This is a genomic window from Kitasatospora sp. NPDC093806, from assembly GCF_040683335.1.
In the GTDB taxonomy this organism is placed as follows: domain Bacteria; phylum Actinomycetota; class Actinomycetes; order Streptomycetales; family Streptomycetaceae; genus Kitasatospora.
This window is the reverse complement of sequence record NZ_JBFBDO010000008.1, coordinates 84,023-98,333: the sequence shown is the minus strand read 5'-3', so window position 1 is coordinate 98,333 and position 14,311 is coordinate 84,023. Positions and strand designations below refer to the sequence as shown.

Sequence of the window (14,311 nt, the reverse complement as noted above, 5' to 3'; positions counted from 1 at the left end):
CGGAGCGTCCTCCCGGCTTCGCCCGGCTTCCCCCGGCTTCCCCCGGCTCTCCCCGGGTCCGACCGGCGAGATCGACACCCTTGAAGCCGGGATCGGGACAGCTCCCGTACAACTCCCGTTCGCAGAAGTGAAGTTACTTTCGGTAGCGAGGGATGCTCAATCCGAAGCCGGTCACTTCACTCGTAAGGGTGATCCGGGCGCCGTTTCGAATTCGTGCGAACGGTCGAGTGTGCGCGGCGTGCGCCCCGCCGTCCGGCGCGTACCGCGCCCGAGCGCCGCCGCGGGACGCTCGAACGGCGCGCCGCCGTCCGCCCGCGCACCCCGAACCGCAGGTTGACGCGCATCCGCGCGCCCTGTTCCCGCCCGACCGGACGCCGACCGGACGCCGACCGGACTCCGACCGCGCGCCGACCAGCCGCCGGCCGGGGCCGACCGGGCGGCCCGGCGTCCCCCGCGCGCACGGTAGTCTCGACAGGTGCCGAAACTGTCCGACGTCATCACCGCCCTCGAAGAGCTGTACCCGCCGCGGTGGGCGGAGTCCTGGGACGCCGTCGGCCTGGTCTGCGGAGACCCTCAGGCCGAGGTCCGCCGCGTGCTGTTCGCCGTCGACCCCGTGCAGGCGGTCGTCGACGAGGCCGTCGAGTGGGGGGCGGACCTGGTGGTCACCCACCACCCGCTCTACCTGCGCGGCACCACGACCGTCGCCGCCACGAGCTTCAAGGGCCGGGTCGTGCACACGCTGATCCGCAACGGGATCGCCCTGCACGTCGCCCACACCAACGCCGACCACGCGGACCCGGGCGTCTCGGACGCGCTCGCCGAGGCGGTTGGCGTCACCGTGACCGGCCCGCTGGTCCCGGACCCGACCGACCCGCTGGGCCGGCGCGGCGCCGGACGGGTCGGCCTGCTGGAGCCCCCGCTGACCCTCGCCGTGTTCGCCGCGAACGTCGCCAAGGGCCTGCCGGCCACCGCCGCCGGCGTGCGGGTCTCCGGCGACCCGAACCGCCTGATCAGCCGGGTCGCGGTGTGCGGTGGCTCCGGCGACAGCATGTTCGCGGAGGTGCGCGCGGCCGGGGTCGACGCCTACCTGACCGCGGACCTGCGCCACCACCCGGCCTCCGAGGCCGCCGAGGCGGCGCCGATCGCCCTGGTCGACGCCGCGCACTGGGCCACCGAGTGGCCCTGGCTGCCGCTGGCCGAGCGGGCGCTGCACGGCGCCGCCGAGAAGCACGGCTGGACGGTCGAGACCAAGGTCTCCCACACGGTCACCGACCCGTGGACCGCGCACGCCCCCATGTCCTTCCCCGCCTGACCCGATTCACAGGAGCTCTCCGCTTGAACGCCGCGCCCGCCGACCAGATCCGCCTGCTCGACCTCCAGGCCATCGACTCCAAGCTCGACCAGCTGGCCCACCGGCGGCGCAGCCTGCCCGAGCACGCCGAGATCGAGAAGGCCACCGCCGACCACACCGCGCTCAAGGACCTCGTGGTCGCCGCCCAGGCCCAGCACGGCGACACCACCCGTGAGCTGACCAAGGCCGAGCAGGACGTGGAGCAGGTCCGCGCCCGCTCCGCCCGCAACCAGCAGCGCCTCGACTCCGGCTCGATCACCTCGCCGAAGGACCTGGAGAACCTCCAGCACGAGATCGGCTCGCTGGCCAAGCGCCAGGGCGACCTGGAGGACGTCGTGCTGGAGGTCATGGAGCGGCTGGAGTCCGCCCAGACCCGGGTCACCGAGCTGACCGCGCGGCTGGAGCACTCCACCGTCGTGCTGACCGAGGCCGAGGGCCGCCGGGACGCCGCGTTCGCCGAGATCGACGCCGAGGCGGACAAGATTCGGCGCGACCGCGAGACCGTCGCCGCCGTCATCCCGGCCGACCTGCTGAAGGTCTACGCCCGCCTGCGTGAGACGCAGGGCGGCGTCGGCGCGGCCCGCCTCTACCAGCGCCGCTGCGAGGGCTGCCGCACCGAGTTCTCGATCACCGAGCTGAACGCGATCAAGGCCGAGCCGGCCGACAAGGTGGTCCGCTGCGAGAACTGCGGGCGGATCCTGGTCCGCACCGCCGACTCGGGCGTCTGAGCCGGTGGCGGCGCGCAGGTTCGTCGTCGAGGCGGACGGCGGCTCCCGGGGCAACCCGGGGCCGGCCGGCTACGGCGCGGTGGTCCGCGACGGCGACACCGGTCAGATCATCGCCGAGGCGGCGGAGTTCATCGGCCACGCGACCAACAACGTGGCCGAGTACAAGGGCCTGATCGCCGGCCTGAAGGCGGCCCGCGAGCTCGACCCGGACGCCTCGGTGGACGTCCGGATGGACTCCAAGCTGGTCGTCGAGCAGATGTCCGGCCGCTGGAAGATCAAGCACCCGGACATGCAGCCGCTCGCCGCCGAGGCGCGCACCATCCTCCCGCGCGGGCAGGTCAAGTACACCTGGATCCCGCGCGAGAAGAACAAGGACGCGGACCGGCTCGCCAACGAGGCGATGGACGCGGGCAAGGCCGGCCGCCAGTGGGAGCCGAAGGCCTCCCGGGCGGCCGCGCTCCCGACCACGCCGGTCGCCCCGGTCGAGGCGGCCCCGCTGGAGACCGCCGCGCCCAAGGCCGGCTGGGCGGCCGAGGCCGACCTCGGCACCCCGACCACCTTCGTCCTGCTCCGGCACGGCGAGACGGCGCTCACCCCGGAGAAGCGGTTCTCCGGCAGCGGCGGCAGTGACCCGGAGCTCTCCGAGAAGGGCCGCTGGCAGGCCGAACGGGTCGCCGAGGCGCTGGCCGCGCGCGGCTCGGTCCAGGCCGTCGTCGCCTCGCCGATGCGGCGCACCCGGCAGACCGCCGAGATCGTCGCCGCCCGGCTCGGCCTCGACGTCCGCTACGAGGACGGCCTGCGCGAGGTCGACTTCGGCGCCTGGGAGGGGCTGACCTTCGCCGAGGTGCAGGAGCGCTACCCGGACGACCTCACCGCCTGGCTCGGCTCCGCGAAGGCCAAGCCGACCGGCGGCGGCGAGAGCTTCACCACCCTCACCCACCGGACCGGGGTGGCCCGGGACAAGATCCTCGCCCGCTACCCGGGCAAGACGGTGCTGGTGGTCTCGCACGTCAGCCCGATCAAGACGCTGGTCCGGCTGGCGCTGGGCGCTCCGCCGGACGCGCTGTACCGGATGGAGCTGTCCGCGGCCGCGCTCTGCGCCGTCCAGTACTACGCGGACGGCAACGCCTCGCTGCGGCTGCTCAACGACACCGGGCACTTGCGCTGAGACTGTGCTGAGACCGCGCTGAAACGCCTCGGCGGCGGACTCCCCACCGGGGGCCCGCCGCCGAGGCGTTTCCGGCTCGGTGCACCTGCTCAGCGTGCACCTGCTCAGCGCACCCGGCCTCAGTGCACCTCGGTGACCACCACGTCCAGCTGCCACGGCTTGCGCGCGGTGCCCTCGGCGGCGACCTCCACCCGGTAGCCCAGCACCAGCAGCGCGTCCACCAGCTCGCCGGGCGTCTTCGGCTCGGCGCCCGCCACCAGCAGGTCGCGGACCAGCCGGCCCTTGGTGGCCTTGTTGAAGTGGCTGACCACGGTGCGCTTGCCGTTCCGCTCCTGGAGCACCCGCACGGTCGCGGTCCGGGACACCACCTCGCCGGCCGGCTTCCACGCCGCCGCGTACGCGGAGGAGCGCAGGTCCAGCACCAGCCCGTCCGCGACCTCCGGCAGCACGCCCGCCATCGCGCTCCGCCAGTACGCCCCGAGCGCCCCCGGTCCGGGGAGTTTCACACCCATCGAGCAGCGGTAGGGCGGGATCCGGTCGCCGATCCGCACCGCGCCCCAGAGGCCGGAGAAGACCAGCAGGGTCCGCTCGGCCCGGTCGTACGCGGCCTCGTCCAGCGTGGCCAGACCGAGGTTGTCGAACAGCACGCCGGTGTACACCCGACCGGCCGGGAACGCGCCCGCCGTCGGCAGGCCCGCGTTGCGCGCCACCTCGCCGCGCAGGCCCGGGCTCAGCCCGAGCACCTCGGCGGCGGCGTCCTCGTCACCCCGGCAGAGGTCGACCAGCGCCCCCAGCACCTCGGCCCGGGCGGCCGTCAGCCCCGGCAGCGACAGCCCGTCGAGCGCCACCGGCACGCCGTCCCCGGACGCGGCCTTCCCCTCCGAGGGCGGCAACAGCACCAGCACGGCGGACTCCTCAAAAACAGCACGGCGACGGACCCCGCCACCCTACGCAACCCGCCGCCCCACCCGGAAACCCTCACAGCCCCCGGCGCCGCCACCCGGACGGGTCGCTCCGCTACCGTCCGGTGCCGCTCCCGGTGGGAGGATCGAGCCGTGCCCGAAGCGAACCCCATGAGCATGAGCCCGCCGTCCGCCGCCGATGCCGGACGGCGGCGCCGCCTGCTGGTGCTGGCGATCTGCTGCCTGAGCCTGTTCATCGTCGGGCTCGACAACACCGTGGTGAACATCGCCCTCCCGGAGATCCAGAAGGACCTGCGCGCGCCCGCGTCCGGTCTGCAGTGGATCATCGACGCCTACACCCTGGTGCTGGCCTCGCTGCTGATGCTGTTCGGCTCGCTGGCCGACCGCTTCGGCCGCCGCCGGGTGTTCCAGACCGGTCTGCTGGTCTTCGTGCTCGGCTCGCTGCTGTGCAGCCTGGCGCCGACCCTGGAGTGGCTGGTGGTGTTCCGGGCGGTGCAGGCGGTCGGCGGGTCGATGCTCAACCCGGTGGCGATGTCGATCATCACCAACACCTTCACCGAACCGCGCGAACGGGCCCGGGCGATCGGCGTGTGGGGCGGGGTGGTGGGCATCTCGATGGCGCTCGGGCCGCTGCTCGGCGGCTTCCTGGTGCACGCCGCCGGCTGGCCGGCGATCTTCCTGATCAACGTCCCGGTCGGGCTGCTGGCCTGCCTGCTGACCGCCCGTTACGTCCCCGAGTCGCGCGCCCCCCGGGCCCGCCGGCTGGACCCGGTCGGGCAGCTGCTGATGGTGGTGCTGCTCGGCTGCGGCACCGCCGCGATCATCGAGGGCCCCGAGCACGGCTGGACCTCCCCGCTGATCCTCGGCCTGGCCGTGGCCGCCCTGCTCGCCCTGGTCGGCTTCCCGCTCTGGGAGCGGCGGGTCGCCGAGCCGCTGGTCGACCCGCGGTTCTTCCGCAGTGCGCCGTTCAGCGGCGCAACCGTGACCGCCGTCTGCGCCTTCGCCTCGCTCGGCGGCTTCCTCTTCCTCAACACCCTCTACCTGCAGGACGTCCGCGCGTACAGCCCGGTCGAGGCCGGCCTGTGGACGCTGCCGATGGCCGGGATGATGCTGGTCTGCGCGCCGGTCTCGGGCCGGATCGTCGGCGCCCGGGGGCCGCGGGTGCCGCTGGTGCTGGCCGGCCTCGGCCTGGTCGGCAGCGGCCTGCTGCTCACCCGGCTGGCCGCCGACTCCCCGCCGGCCCTGCTGCTGGCCGCGTACGGGCTGTTCGGCTTCGGCTTCGGCTTCGTCAACGCGCCGATCACCAACTCCGCCGTCTCCGGCATGCCGCGCGCCCAGGCCGGGGTGGCGGCGGCGGTCGCCTCGACCAGCCGACAGGTCGGCCAGTCGCTCGGCGTCGCGGTGATCGGCACCGTGGTCACCTCGGCGGTGGTGGGCCCGGTCGTCACCGGGTTCGCCCCGGCGAGCCACGCCGGCTGGTGGATCATCGTGGGCCTGGGCGGCACGATCCTGCTCCTCGGCCTGCTCACCACCTCCGCCTGGGGCACCGCCACCGCCGCCCGGGTGGCCGCCCGCCTCGGCGCCGAAGCGCCCGTCGGCCGCCCCGGAGTACGGGAGGCCCCGCCCGAGCGGCTACCATGACCACTACGGCGGAAGAGCCGGCCGGACGGCCGCGACGGGTCATCGGACCCGCCGAGGAACGTCCGGGCTCCACAGAGCAGGGTGGTGGGTAACGCCCACCCGGGGTGACCCGCGGGACAGTGCCACAGAAAACAGACCGCCCGCCGCTTCGGCGACGGGTAAGGGTGAAACGGTGGTGTAAGAGACCACCAGCGACCGGGGTGACTCGGCCGGCTCGGTAAACCCCACCTGGAGCAAGGTCAAGATCGGTGCCCTCGGGCGCCGTGCGCGGATGTCCGAGGGCTGCTCGCCCGAGTCCGCGGGTAGACCGCACGAGGCTGTCGGCAACGGCAGCCCTAGATGGATGGCCGTCTCCCCGGGCCGCGCAAGCAACCCGGGAGACAGAACCCGGCGTACAGGCCGACTCTTCCGTCGCCGACTTGAGGGAAGGCCCTCCGAACTGCGGAAACGCAGCTCGGAGGGCCTTTTCCGTACCGGCGGGCGGCGGGCGGCGCGGTGCCGTCAGGACGGGTGGGCGCCGACGGCGTCGCGGATCTGGTCGCCGAGGCCGCCGTTGACTCGGGCGCAGTTGGCGCAGCAGAAGAACATGCCGGCGACCTCGACGCCGTGGCCGACGATCCGGACGTTGCAGTGCTCGCAGCGCGGGGCGAGCTTCTCCATCGCGCACTCGAAGCTGTCGAAGGTGTAGACGTCGCCGGTGACGGTCTTGATCTCGAAGGCGAGCCAGTAGTCGTTGCCGCAGGTGACGCAGGTGGCCATGGCGGCGCACTTCCTTCCGGGGCGGGACTGGACGGGGCGGGGGCCGGGCGGGTGCCCGGCCCTCCTTCAGTCTCGGAGCCGCCCCGGAAGGCGGCCACCCGGCGCAGCCGGTCAGGTTCAGGCGGTCGGGTCCAGCGGGTCGGGTCCAGCGGGTCAGGTTCAGCCGGTCGGGTTCAGGCGGGTCGGGCGGTGAGGTCGGCGAGCTCGGTCAGGGCGCGGACGGCGCGCTCGGCGTCGTCGGCGGCGACGAACAGGTGGTCGTGGTGGAAGCCGGCCACCACGTTGCAGCTGATCCCCTCCTCGGCCAGCCGGGTCGCGACGGCGGCGGTCAGGCCGACGGCCTCCAGCGCGGAGTGGATCTGCAGGGTGATCCAGGCGGCCACGTACTCGTAGCGCAGGCCGAGCGCGTCCGCCTCCTCCTGGGCCACCACCACCGTCACCCCCTCGGGTTCGGCGACCGTGACCACCGGCCGGAGGCCGGCGGGCACCTTGGTGGGAAGCGTGCAGTAGACGTACCGCCCCGGGTTGAGCAGGGGGCGCATACCGCGCAGCAGTGTCGTGAGGTCTCGTTCTCCGGCCATGCCCGCCACCGTAGCGGTGGCTCCCTCCGCAGCGGCGGAGGGTGTATCGGAAGCGTTGACGGTCGACAGTCACCGATATATCGTCGAGTTATCGGGACAGTGACTCGACTGTCCTGACCGATCGTCTACGGGGCCGCGTTCGAGCGGCCCGAACGGGAGGTGGGTGCGATGCGCCCTGGACGATTCCGTGGAGAGGGCCCGTACGGTGGCGGACGCCGCCGGGGGCCGGAGTTCGTCGGGATGCCCGGCGAGTGCGACGAGGGGCGGGAGGCGTTCGGCCACTTCGGTCCGCCGCCGTTCGTCGGCGGCCCGGGCCGCGGGCCGGGCGGCGGACCGTGGGGCCGGGGCTTCGGCGGACCGCCGTTCGGGCGGGGCCGGCGGGGCGGCCGGGCGCGGCGCGGGGACGTGCGCGCCTCGCTGCTGGCGCTGCTCCGGGAGCGGCCGATGCACGGCTACGAGATGATCGCCGAGATCGCCGAGCGGTCCGGCGGGGCCTGGCGGCCCAGCCCCGGCTCGGTCTACCCGACGCTCCAGCTGCTGGAGGAGGAGGGTCTGGTCACGGCGGAGGAGATCGGCGGCAAGCGGCTGGTCTCGCTCACCGAGGCGGGCCGGACCGAGGCCGAGTCCGGGCCGGCCGAGCCGTGGGCGGAGGCCGGCCAGGAGGTCGACTGGGCCGCCGTGCAGGAGGTCGGCCAGGCGCTGGGCGCGGTGGAGCACGCCGTGCGGCAGGTCATGGCGACGGGCACGGAGGCGCAGCGGGCCAAGGGGCTGGCGGTGCTCAACGAGGCCCGGAAGAAGCTGTACCTGATCCTCGCCGAGGACGCCTGAGCGGGGAGGGCGGGGGCGGCGGCGCCACGGCGCCGCCGCTCAGGCGCGGATGGCGAACAGCGCCACGCAGGCGAGCAGCAGGACCGTCCAGCCGAACCAGAGCCAGCCGTTGGAGCCGAGCACCGCGCTGTAGAGGCTGATCACCACCAGCAGGCCGGCGGTGACCCCGGCCACCTGCCGGTTGTGGTGCGCCACCGCGTCGGCGCGGGATCTGGGGTGCCGTTCGGTCCTCGCCATCGCCGTCCTCCCGCCTGGGGAGGCGGCCGTCACCCGGAAGCGCGGGCGGTGGCCGCCTCGTCGTACTCGTAGCGCCAGAACCAGCGGGCACCCCGCTGCTGCTTGGCCCGGACGTACACCAGTGTGCGCGCCGGGACGTCCCCGTGCGAGGGGACCGGCACCTTGTACTTCTTGGGCACGCCGTACATCGGCCCCAGCGGGATGGGGAGGATCCGGCCGTCCAGGGGCCCGCCGACGAATTCGGTCTCCGCGCTCTTCACCCCACCAGGGTCTCACCCCGGAGGTGGAGCGCGGGTGACGGGCGGCGAGGGCGGGCCCGCCGGCGCGCGGAGGCGGTGTGACGGCCGGGTGCCGGGAGTGTGACCGGAGAGGCACCGCCCCCGGTCATCCGGACGGCCCGCGCACCCTTATCCTTCCTGTTACGCCCTCGGGGTCCACCCGGGTCAGCGGGCCCGTACGGGCCGGGCGAGGCGCAGCTCACCGTGCCCGCCGGGTCGCCGAGCGCAGTCGTCGTACTGCCGCCGTGCTGCCGTGACTCCGTACCGTGACCCCGGCGTCGGCCGTCCGGCAACCCCGGCTCCGGCCGGCAGGGCGCGGGAGCGCAGGGCCGAGCACCACCCGGGGAAGCAGCGGGGGGCGCCGTGCGTTGCGTCGGAGTGGTACGTCGAACGCTGTGTCACACCAGGCACGGCGACGCGCGGAAGGGGCCCGATGGAATCCGGCAGCAGGTGGACGGCCTGGTGGCAGAAGCGTGACCGCGAGCGGGCCCGATCGGCACCGGCCGACAGTCCCGCGGCCAGACTGGACCAGCTGCTCGGCGCCGTGCGCGCCGGGTTCCCGCTCGCCCCCGCGGCCCATCCGGCCGGCTACCGCTGTTCCTGTGACCGGGTCGCCTGTCCGGCCCCGGCCCAGCACCCGGTCTCGTTCGCCTGGCAGACCCAGGCCACCACCGACCCCGAGCAGCTCGCCCGCTGGCTCTCCCGCGACCCGCAGGCCAACTTCGTCACCGCCACCGGCCGCGTCCACGACATCCTGGACGTGCCCGCGGAGGCCGGGCGGCTGGCCCTGGAGCGGCTGACCGCGCTCGGCGTCGAGGGCCCGGTCGCGGCCGTCGGCGAGGAGCGCTACCTGTTCTTCACCGCCACCAGGGGCACCCCGGTGGACGAGGACGAGTGGTGGCCGAGCGCCCTGGACTCCACACCGGACACCATGTCCGAGCACCCGGGCCTGCGCTGGCACTGCCGCGGCTCGTACACCCTGCTGCCGCCGGCCGCGCTGCCGGACGGCTCCGAGGTGCGGTGGCTGCGCGGGCCCGAGCAGCCGCTGCCGGACCCGCTGCGCGTCCTGGACGTGCTGACCGACGCCTGCACCGAGGTGGGCGCGGTCGCCGAGGAGCAGTGGCTGATCGGCTAGTGGGGCGCCCACCCCGGCAGCCCCGCTACGGCAGGGTGAGGACCTCCGCGCCGTCCGGCGTGACGACCAGGGTGTGCTCGAACTGGGCGGTGCGCTTGCGGTCCTTGGTGACGACGGTCCAGCCGTCCGGCCAGATCTCGTAGTCGTAGGTGCCCAGGGTGAGCATCGGCTCGATGGTGAACGTCATCCCCGGCTTGATGACCTCGGTGGCGCGCTCGCTGTCGTAGTGCGGGATGATCAGGCCGGAGTGGAACGACGTGTTGATGCCGTGTCCGGTGAAGTCGCGGACCACGCCGTAGTCGAAGCGCTTGGCGTAGGACTCGATGACCCGTCCGATCACGTTGATCTGACGGCCCGGCTTGACCGCCTTGATCGCCCGGTCGAGCGACTCCCTGGTCCGCTCGACCAGCAGCCGCGACTCCTCGTCCACGTCGCCGCAGAGGTAGGTGGCGTTGAGGTCGCCGTGCACCCCGTGGATGTAGGCGGTGGCGTCGATGTTGACGATGTCCCCGTCCTGCAGGACGGTCGAGTCCGGGATGCCGTGGCAGATGACCTCGTTGATCGAGGTGCAGATCGACTTGGGGAAGCCCCGGTAGCCCAGGTCGGACGGGTAGGCGCCGTGGTCGCACATGTACTCGTGCGCGACGACGTCCAGCGCGTCGGTGGTGACCCCGGGCGCGATCAGCTTGGCCGCCTCGGCCATCGCCTGCGCGGCGATCCGGCTCGCGATCCGCATCTTCTCGATCGTCTCGGCGGTCTGCACCTCGGGCCCGGTGTACGGCGTCGGCGCGGGCTTGCCGACGTACTCGGGGCGCGCGATGTGCGCCGGGACCTTGCGGGTGGGGGACTGGATGCCGGGTACGAGTGCCATGGCCGCGAGTCTAGGGCAGTGCCGATGACGGCCGGTGTGCGGACGGAGCCCGGGCGGGGAATGATCGGGGCGACGTGACGCCGAGACGGAGGTGACCACCATGCCCCTGGGATTCCGCCGGAACAAGCCGACCGGCCTGCCGGGCGAATGGTTCTACTGCATCAAGCACGGCAAGGTCGAGGAGGGGCCGGAGTGCCCGGCCAAGGACCGGCTCGGGCCGTACGCCACCCGCGAGGAGGCGGCGCACGCGCTGGAGACCGCCGAACTGCGCAACCGCGAGTGGCGCAACGACCCGAACTGGAACGACGACGAGGGGCGCCCCTCCGACCAGCCCTAGCCGACCGCCGGGGCCCGCTCGTCCGCGGCCCGTTCGCGCGCGGCCCGCTCGTGCTCGGCGCGGACGGCGGCCGCGTTCGGGTCGGTGCGGTCGTCGTAGGCGAGCAGCCGCGGCAGGGCGGCGGCGAGCGCGAGCACGCCCACCACGCAGGCGACACCGCCGGCCCACACCGAGGCGCGCACCCCGACCAGGCCGGCCATGCCGCCGGCCCGGACCTGGCCGAGCTGCGGCCCGACCGAGTAGCTGAGCAGCTCGACGCCGGCCATCCGGCCGCGCAGCTCGTCCGGGATCGACTGGTTCCACAGGGTGGAGCGGGCGATGCCGCTGATCTGGTCGGCGCCGCCGGCCAGTGCCAGGCAGCCCAGCACCAGCCAGACCGAGGCGGAGAGGCCCGCCAGCGCCATCGCCGCGCCCCAGCCGAGCGCGGCGGCCAGCAGCAGCCGGCCGTGCCGGTGGATCCTGGACGTCCAGCCGCTGGTGGCCGAGACGAGCAGGGCGCCCACCGCCGAGGCGGCGTACATCGGGCCGAGCGCCCAGTCGGCGTGCAGCTCGGCGGCGAGGAATGGGAAGATCGCGACCGGGAAGGCGAACAGCATCGCGCACAGGTCGATCGCGTAGGTGCCGAGCAGGTCCTTGCGGCTCCAGGCGTACTTCACGCCGGTGAGCACCGCGCGGACGGACGGCTTCTCGGCGCCGGTCGGCGGCGGCACCGCGCGGATCCGGGCGAGCAGCAGCAGCGAGGCGCCGAAGGTGGCCACGTCCAGCGCGTACGCGGTCTGCACCCCGGCGAACGCCACGATGACCCCGGCCAGGGTCGGGCCGAGCACCGAACCGACGTTGCGGTAGAGCGAGTTGAGGGCGAACGCGGCGGTCAGCTGGTCGTGCGGGACGATCCGCGGGGTGAGCGAGTCCAGCGCCGGGCGCTGCAGGCCGTCGGCGGCGGCGACCAGCGCGGCCACCAGGTAGACCGGCCACAGGACGGGCGTCGGCAGCAGCGCGTTGAGCAGCAGCAGGGCGCTGAGCAGACCGAGGCCGGCCTCGGTGAACAGCACCAGGCGGCGGCGGTCCAGGGCGTCGGCGAGGGCGCCGCCCCAGAGCCCGAACACGATCAGCGGGACCAGCTCGAAGGCGCCGACCAGGCCGACCGCGAAGGAGGAGTCGGTCAGCTCCTTGATCTGCATCGGCACGGCGACGTAGGTCAGGAAGCTGCCGAGGCTGGTCACGCAGCCGGAGAGCCAGAGCAGGCGGAAGTCGCGGGAGGAGCGCCAGGGGGAGAGGTCGGGGGTGACCGAGCTCAGCAGGGACTTCGCCCGACGCTTGGGAGGATGGTCGGCGTCGTTCACCGTTGATCTCCCAGGATGTCCCAGCCTTTGGGCCGGGGAGATGGGGATCCCCCTGCCCGGAGGGCGGGGGAGGGTCCTTGGCTCGGAGCCGCGAAGCGGCGGAGTGATCTTCGGAGGTCCTGACGTGGGTCGTTGTCAGTGCGTGTCGGTAGGTTGATCTCGTGCACCTTCGGTACTCGTATCGCGTCTATCCGACTGCGGGTCAGCGTTCTGTGCTGGCTCGGACGTTCGGGTGTGCGCGTGTGGTGTACAACGACGCCTTGGCGGTACGGGTGGAAGCCCGGAAGGCTGGGCGGCCGTATCCCAGGAGCACGGATCTTCAGAAGCTGGTGATCACGGCGGCGAAGAAGACCGCTGAGCGGGCTTGGCTCGCGTCGGTGGGGGTGGACCCGTTGATCCAGTCGTTGCGGGATCTGGACACCGCGTACCGGAACTTCTTCGATTCGGTGTCCGGCAAGCGGCAGGGGCGTCCGGTCGGCTTGCCGCGGTTCAAGTCGAAGCGGGACAGTCGGCAGTCGCTGCGGTTCACTCGCAACGGGTTCCGGGTCAGGTCCAACGGGAAGCTGTACCTGGCGAAGATCGGTGACGTGCGGGTGAAGTGGTCGCGCGCACTCCCGGCCGATCCGTCGTCCGTGACGGTCGTGCTGGATGCGGCCGGCCGGTACCACGCGAGCTTCGTCGTGGACGTGGAACCCGCGCGCCTGCCCGAGGTCGATGCCGAAATCGGCATCGACCTCGGCCTGACCACGTACGCCGTCCTCTCGGACGGCAGCGTGATCGACAACCCGCGCTTCCTGCGCAAGGCGGAGAGGAGGCTCAAGGCTGCGCAGCGGGAGCTGTCCCGCAAGGCCCAGGGGTCGAAGAACCGGGCGAAGGCCCGCCGGAGGGTCGCCAAGGCACACGCCAAGGTGGCCGACACCCGCAGGGACTGGCTGCACCAGCAGACCACCGGGATCATCCGCGAAACCCAAGCGGTGTACCTGGAGGACCTGAACGTGCGCGGCCTCGGCCGTGGCCGACTGGCCAAGTCCGTCCACGACGCCGGCTGGTCCGCCTTCCGGTGCCTCTTGGAGGAGAAGGCAGCCCGCTATGGGCGGCATGTCGGCATCGTGCACCGCGGGTACCCGTCCTCGCAGCTCTGCTCGGACTGCGGACACCGCGACGGACCCAAACCCCTGCACATCCGGGAGTGGGCCTGTTCCGCGTGCGGTGTGCTGCATGACCGTGACCTCAACGCTGCTCGAAACATCCTGGCCGCCGGGCAGGCGGACAGGCTAAACGCCCCTGGAGGGCCGGTGAGACCCGGCGTGGCGATCCCACACCGGGCACGGCCCGTCGAACGGGGAACCCACCTCGGCGACCTGCCATGTACGGGTTTCCGTGCCGCAGGCGCGGGAGGAATCCCCGTCCTTCAGGGCGGGGAGGATGCCAAGAACGACCATCCTCGGTGGGCGGCCGCGCCGCCGCAACGGATTTTCCCGCCCGCGCGCCCACACCCGGACCGGCCTACCAGCGGCTGATGGCCGGCCCCGCGGTGAGCCGCCCGGCGAGCGCCGCCAGCCGGTCGAGTGCCGAGCGCTGGGCCGGGGCGTGCCCGGCGGCGGCGCTGACCAGGTGCTGGGCCAGGTCGAACGGCTGCTCCTCGGCCGTCCCGACGGAGAGCCGCTGGTGGGCCAGCCCGGCGAGGTCCGCCAGGTCGCCCTGGTCGCCGGGCCCGGCGCCGTCCAGCGCCAGCACGGTGGCGCCCAGCCGCCGGGCGTCGTGCACCCGTTCCAGCAGCGGCTCGCCGGCCGCGGTCGGGGCGACCACCAGGACGGTCGCCCCGCGCCCGGCCTCGGTCAGCCGGCGCAGGCCGTGCGCCAGGTGGGCCGGGGCCTGCGCCGGGACCCGGTGCCGCAGCAGGGTCGGGGCCAGCCGGGGGACGTCCGCCCAGGCGGCCTCGTCCTCCAGGTGGGCGGCCAGGTGCCAGGGCTCGTAGGCCTCGGTGCCGACCAGCAGCAGTTCGCCGGCGCCGCGCCGGGAGACCGCGTGCCGCAGTTCGCCGGCGAAGCCGCCGACCGCCTCCAGCCAGCCGGTGCCGGCCAGCCGTTCCCGTAGTGCCGAAACTCTCACCGCGTCCATGCCGGACAGG

The 14,311-nt window shown here is 73.6% G+C and carries 16 protein-coding genes and 1 other RNA gene; 9 read left to right on the top strand and 8 right to left on the bottom strand.

Annotated features, from left to right (window positions below; all coding sequences use genetic code 11):
* Positions 1–475: 475 nt before the first annotated feature.
* From AB0N76_RS07695 to AB0N76_RS07685, 3 genes are read left to right on the top strand one after another with little or no spacing between them, the layout of a single operon-like run.
* Entirely contained in the window at positions 476–1,312 is an 837-nt protein-coding gene (locus AB0N76_RS07695) for a Nif3-like dinuclear metal center hexameric protein (RefSeq protein ID WP_363554240.1), read from the top strand.
* A gap of 23 nt (positions 1,313–1,335) precedes the next feature.
* Positions 1,336–2,079 carry a C4-type zinc ribbon domain-containing protein gene (locus AB0N76_RS07690; RefSeq protein WP_363554238.1) on the top strand — a complete coding sequence of 248 codons (744 nt, stop codon included), beginning with the start codon at positions 1,336–1,338 and terminating at the stop codon, positions 2,077–2,079.
* A gap of 4 nt (positions 2,080–2,083) precedes the next feature.
* Entirely contained in the window at positions 2,084–3,247 is a 1,164-nt protein-coding gene (locus AB0N76_RS07685; RefSeq protein ID WP_363554236.1) for a bifunctional RNase H/acid phosphatase, read from the top strand.
* A 119-nt stretch (positions 3,248–3,366) separates the two neighbouring features.
* Here AB0N76_RS07685 and yaaA read toward each other — a convergent pair whose 3' ends face one another.
* Complete coding sequence (yaaA, locus tag AB0N76_RS07680; RefSeq protein WP_363554234.1) at positions 3,367–4,152, bottom strand: peroxide stress protein YaaA; 786 nt, start codon at positions 4,150–4,152, stop codon at positions 3,367–3,369.
* A gap of 174 nt (positions 4,153–4,326) precedes the next feature.
* On the opposite strand from yaaA, the gene AB0N76_RS07675 reads away from it, so the two are divergent.
* Entirely contained in the window at positions 4,327–5,811 is a 1,485-nt protein-coding gene (locus AB0N76_RS07675; RefSeq protein WP_363554307.1) for an MFS transporter, read from the top strand.
* 13 nt (positions 5,812–5,824) lie between these two features.
* An RNA gene (gene rnpB / locus AB0N76_RS07670) (RNase P RNA component class A) lies at positions 5,825–6,222 on the top strand.
* 90 nt (positions 6,223–6,312) lie between these two features.
* Here the strand turns inward: rnpB and AB0N76_RS07665 are convergent.
* Together AB0N76_RS07665 and AB0N76_RS07660 are read right to left on the bottom strand one after the other, a co-directional pair.
* Entirely contained in the window at positions 6,313–6,570 is a 258-nt protein-coding gene (locus AB0N76_RS07665) for a Prokaryotic metallothionein (RefSeq protein WP_363554232.1), read from the bottom strand.
* A 173-nt stretch (positions 6,571–6,743) separates the two neighbouring features.
* Positions 6,744–7,151 carry an ACT domain-containing protein gene (locus AB0N76_RS07660; RefSeq protein ID WP_363554230.1) on the bottom strand — a complete coding sequence of 136 codons (408 nt, stop codon included), beginning with the start codon at positions 7,149–7,151 and terminating at the stop codon, positions 6,744–6,746.
* Between the two features lie 168 nt (positions 7,152–7,319).
* On the opposite strand from AB0N76_RS07660, the gene AB0N76_RS07655 reads away from it, so the two are divergent.
* Complete coding sequence (locus AB0N76_RS07655; protein WP_363554228.1) at positions 7,320–7,979, top strand: PadR family transcriptional regulator; 660 nt, start codon at positions 7,320–7,322, stop codon at positions 7,977–7,979.
* 39 nt (positions 7,980–8,018) lie between these two features.
* On the opposite strand, the gene AB0N76_RS07650 is transcribed toward AB0N76_RS07655, so the two are convergent.
* Positions 8,019–8,216, bottom strand: coding sequence for a hypothetical protein (locus AB0N76_RS07650; protein ID WP_363554226.1), 198 nt, complete (start codon positions 8,214–8,216; stop codon positions 8,019–8,021).
* A gap of 29 nt (positions 8,217–8,245) precedes the next feature.
* Positions 8,246–8,476 carry a hypothetical protein gene (locus AB0N76_RS07645; protein ID WP_363554224.1) on the bottom strand — a complete coding sequence of 77 codons (231 nt, stop codon included), beginning with the start codon at positions 8,474–8,476 and terminating at the stop codon, positions 8,246–8,248.
* Positions 8,477–8,927: 451 nt separating this feature from the next.
* On the opposite strand from AB0N76_RS07645, the gene AB0N76_RS07640 reads away from it, so the two are divergent.
* Entirely contained in the window at positions 8,928–9,629 is a 702-nt protein-coding gene (locus tag AB0N76_RS07640; protein WP_363554222.1) for a bifunctional DNA primase/polymerase, read from the top strand.
* A gap of 25 nt (positions 9,630–9,654) precedes the next feature.
* On the opposite strand, the gene map is transcribed toward AB0N76_RS07640, so the two are convergent.
* Positions 9,655–10,500 carry a type I methionyl aminopeptidase gene (map, locus tag AB0N76_RS07635; protein WP_363554220.1) on the bottom strand — a complete coding sequence of 282 codons (846 nt, stop codon included), beginning with the start codon at positions 10,498–10,500 and terminating at the stop codon, positions 9,655–9,657.
* A gap of 100 nt (positions 10,501–10,600) precedes the next feature.
* Here map and AB0N76_RS07630 point away from each other — a divergent pair, with 100 nt between their 5' ends.
* A complete protein-coding gene (locus AB0N76_RS07630; RefSeq protein WP_363554218.1) occupies positions 10,601–10,837 on the top strand; it encodes a hypothetical protein in 237 nt (78 codons plus the stop codon).
* Here AB0N76_RS07630 and AB0N76_RS07625 read toward each other — a convergent pair.
* Positions 10,834–12,180 (bottom strand): MFS transporter, encoded by a 1,347-nt coding sequence (locus AB0N76_RS07625; protein WP_363554216.1) that lies wholly within the window; start codon positions 12,178–12,180, stop codon positions 10,834–10,836. The genes AB0N76_RS07630 and AB0N76_RS07625 overlap by 4 nt on opposite strands.
* A 161-nt stretch (positions 12,181–12,341) precedes the next feature.
* On the opposite strand from AB0N76_RS07625, the gene AB0N76_RS07620 reads away from it, so the two are divergent.
* Positions 12,342–13,700 carry an RNA-guided endonuclease TnpB family protein gene (locus tag AB0N76_RS07620; RefSeq protein WP_363554214.1) on the top strand — a complete coding sequence of 453 codons (1,359 nt, stop codon included), beginning with the start codon at positions 12,342–12,344 and terminating at the stop codon, positions 13,698–13,700.
* On the opposite strand, the gene AB0N76_RS07615 is transcribed toward AB0N76_RS07620, so the two are convergent.
* Entirely contained in the window at positions 13,687–14,301 is a 615-nt protein-coding gene (locus AB0N76_RS07615) for a hypothetical protein (protein ID WP_363554212.1), read from the bottom strand. The genes AB0N76_RS07620 and AB0N76_RS07615 overlap by 14 nt on opposite strands.
* Between the last annotated feature and the right edge of the window lie 10 nt (positions 14,302–14,311).

Coding starts and splice junctions, on each gene's coding strand:
- AB0N76_RS07675 (WP_363554307.1), top strand. CDS start 4,327: ATGAGCCCGCCGTCCGCCGCCGATGCCGGACGGCGGCGCCGCCTGCTG.
- AB0N76_RS07665 (WP_363554232.1), bottom strand. CDS start 6,570: ATGGCCACCTGCGTCACCTGCGGCAACGACTACTGGCTCGCCTTCGAG.
- AB0N76_RS07660 (WP_363554230.1), bottom strand. CDS start 7,151: ATGGCCGGAGAACGAGACCTCACGACACTGCTGCGCGGTATGCGCCCC.
- AB0N76_RS07655 (WP_363554228.1), top strand. CDS start 7,320: ATGCGCCCTGGACGATTCCGTGGAGAGGGCCCGTACGGTGGCGGACGC.
- AB0N76_RS07650 (WP_363554226.1), bottom strand. CDS start 8,216: ATGGCGAGGACCGAACGGCACCCCAGATCCCGCGCCGACGCGGTGGCG.
- AB0N76_RS07640 (WP_363554222.1), top strand. CDS start 8,928: ATGGAATCCGGCAGCAGGTGGACGGCCTGGTGGCAGAAGCGTGACCGC.
- map (WP_363554220.1), bottom strand. CDS start 10,500: ATGGCACTCGTACCCGGCATCCAGTCCCCCACCCGCAAGGTCCCGGCG.
- AB0N76_RS07630 (WP_363554218.1), top strand. CDS start 10,601: ATGCCCCTGGGATTCCGCCGGAACAAGCCGACCGGCCTGCCGGGCGAA.
- AB0N76_RS07615 (WP_363554212.1), bottom strand. CDS start 14,301: ATGGACGCGGTGAGAGTTTCGGCACTACGGGAACGGCTGGCCGGCACC.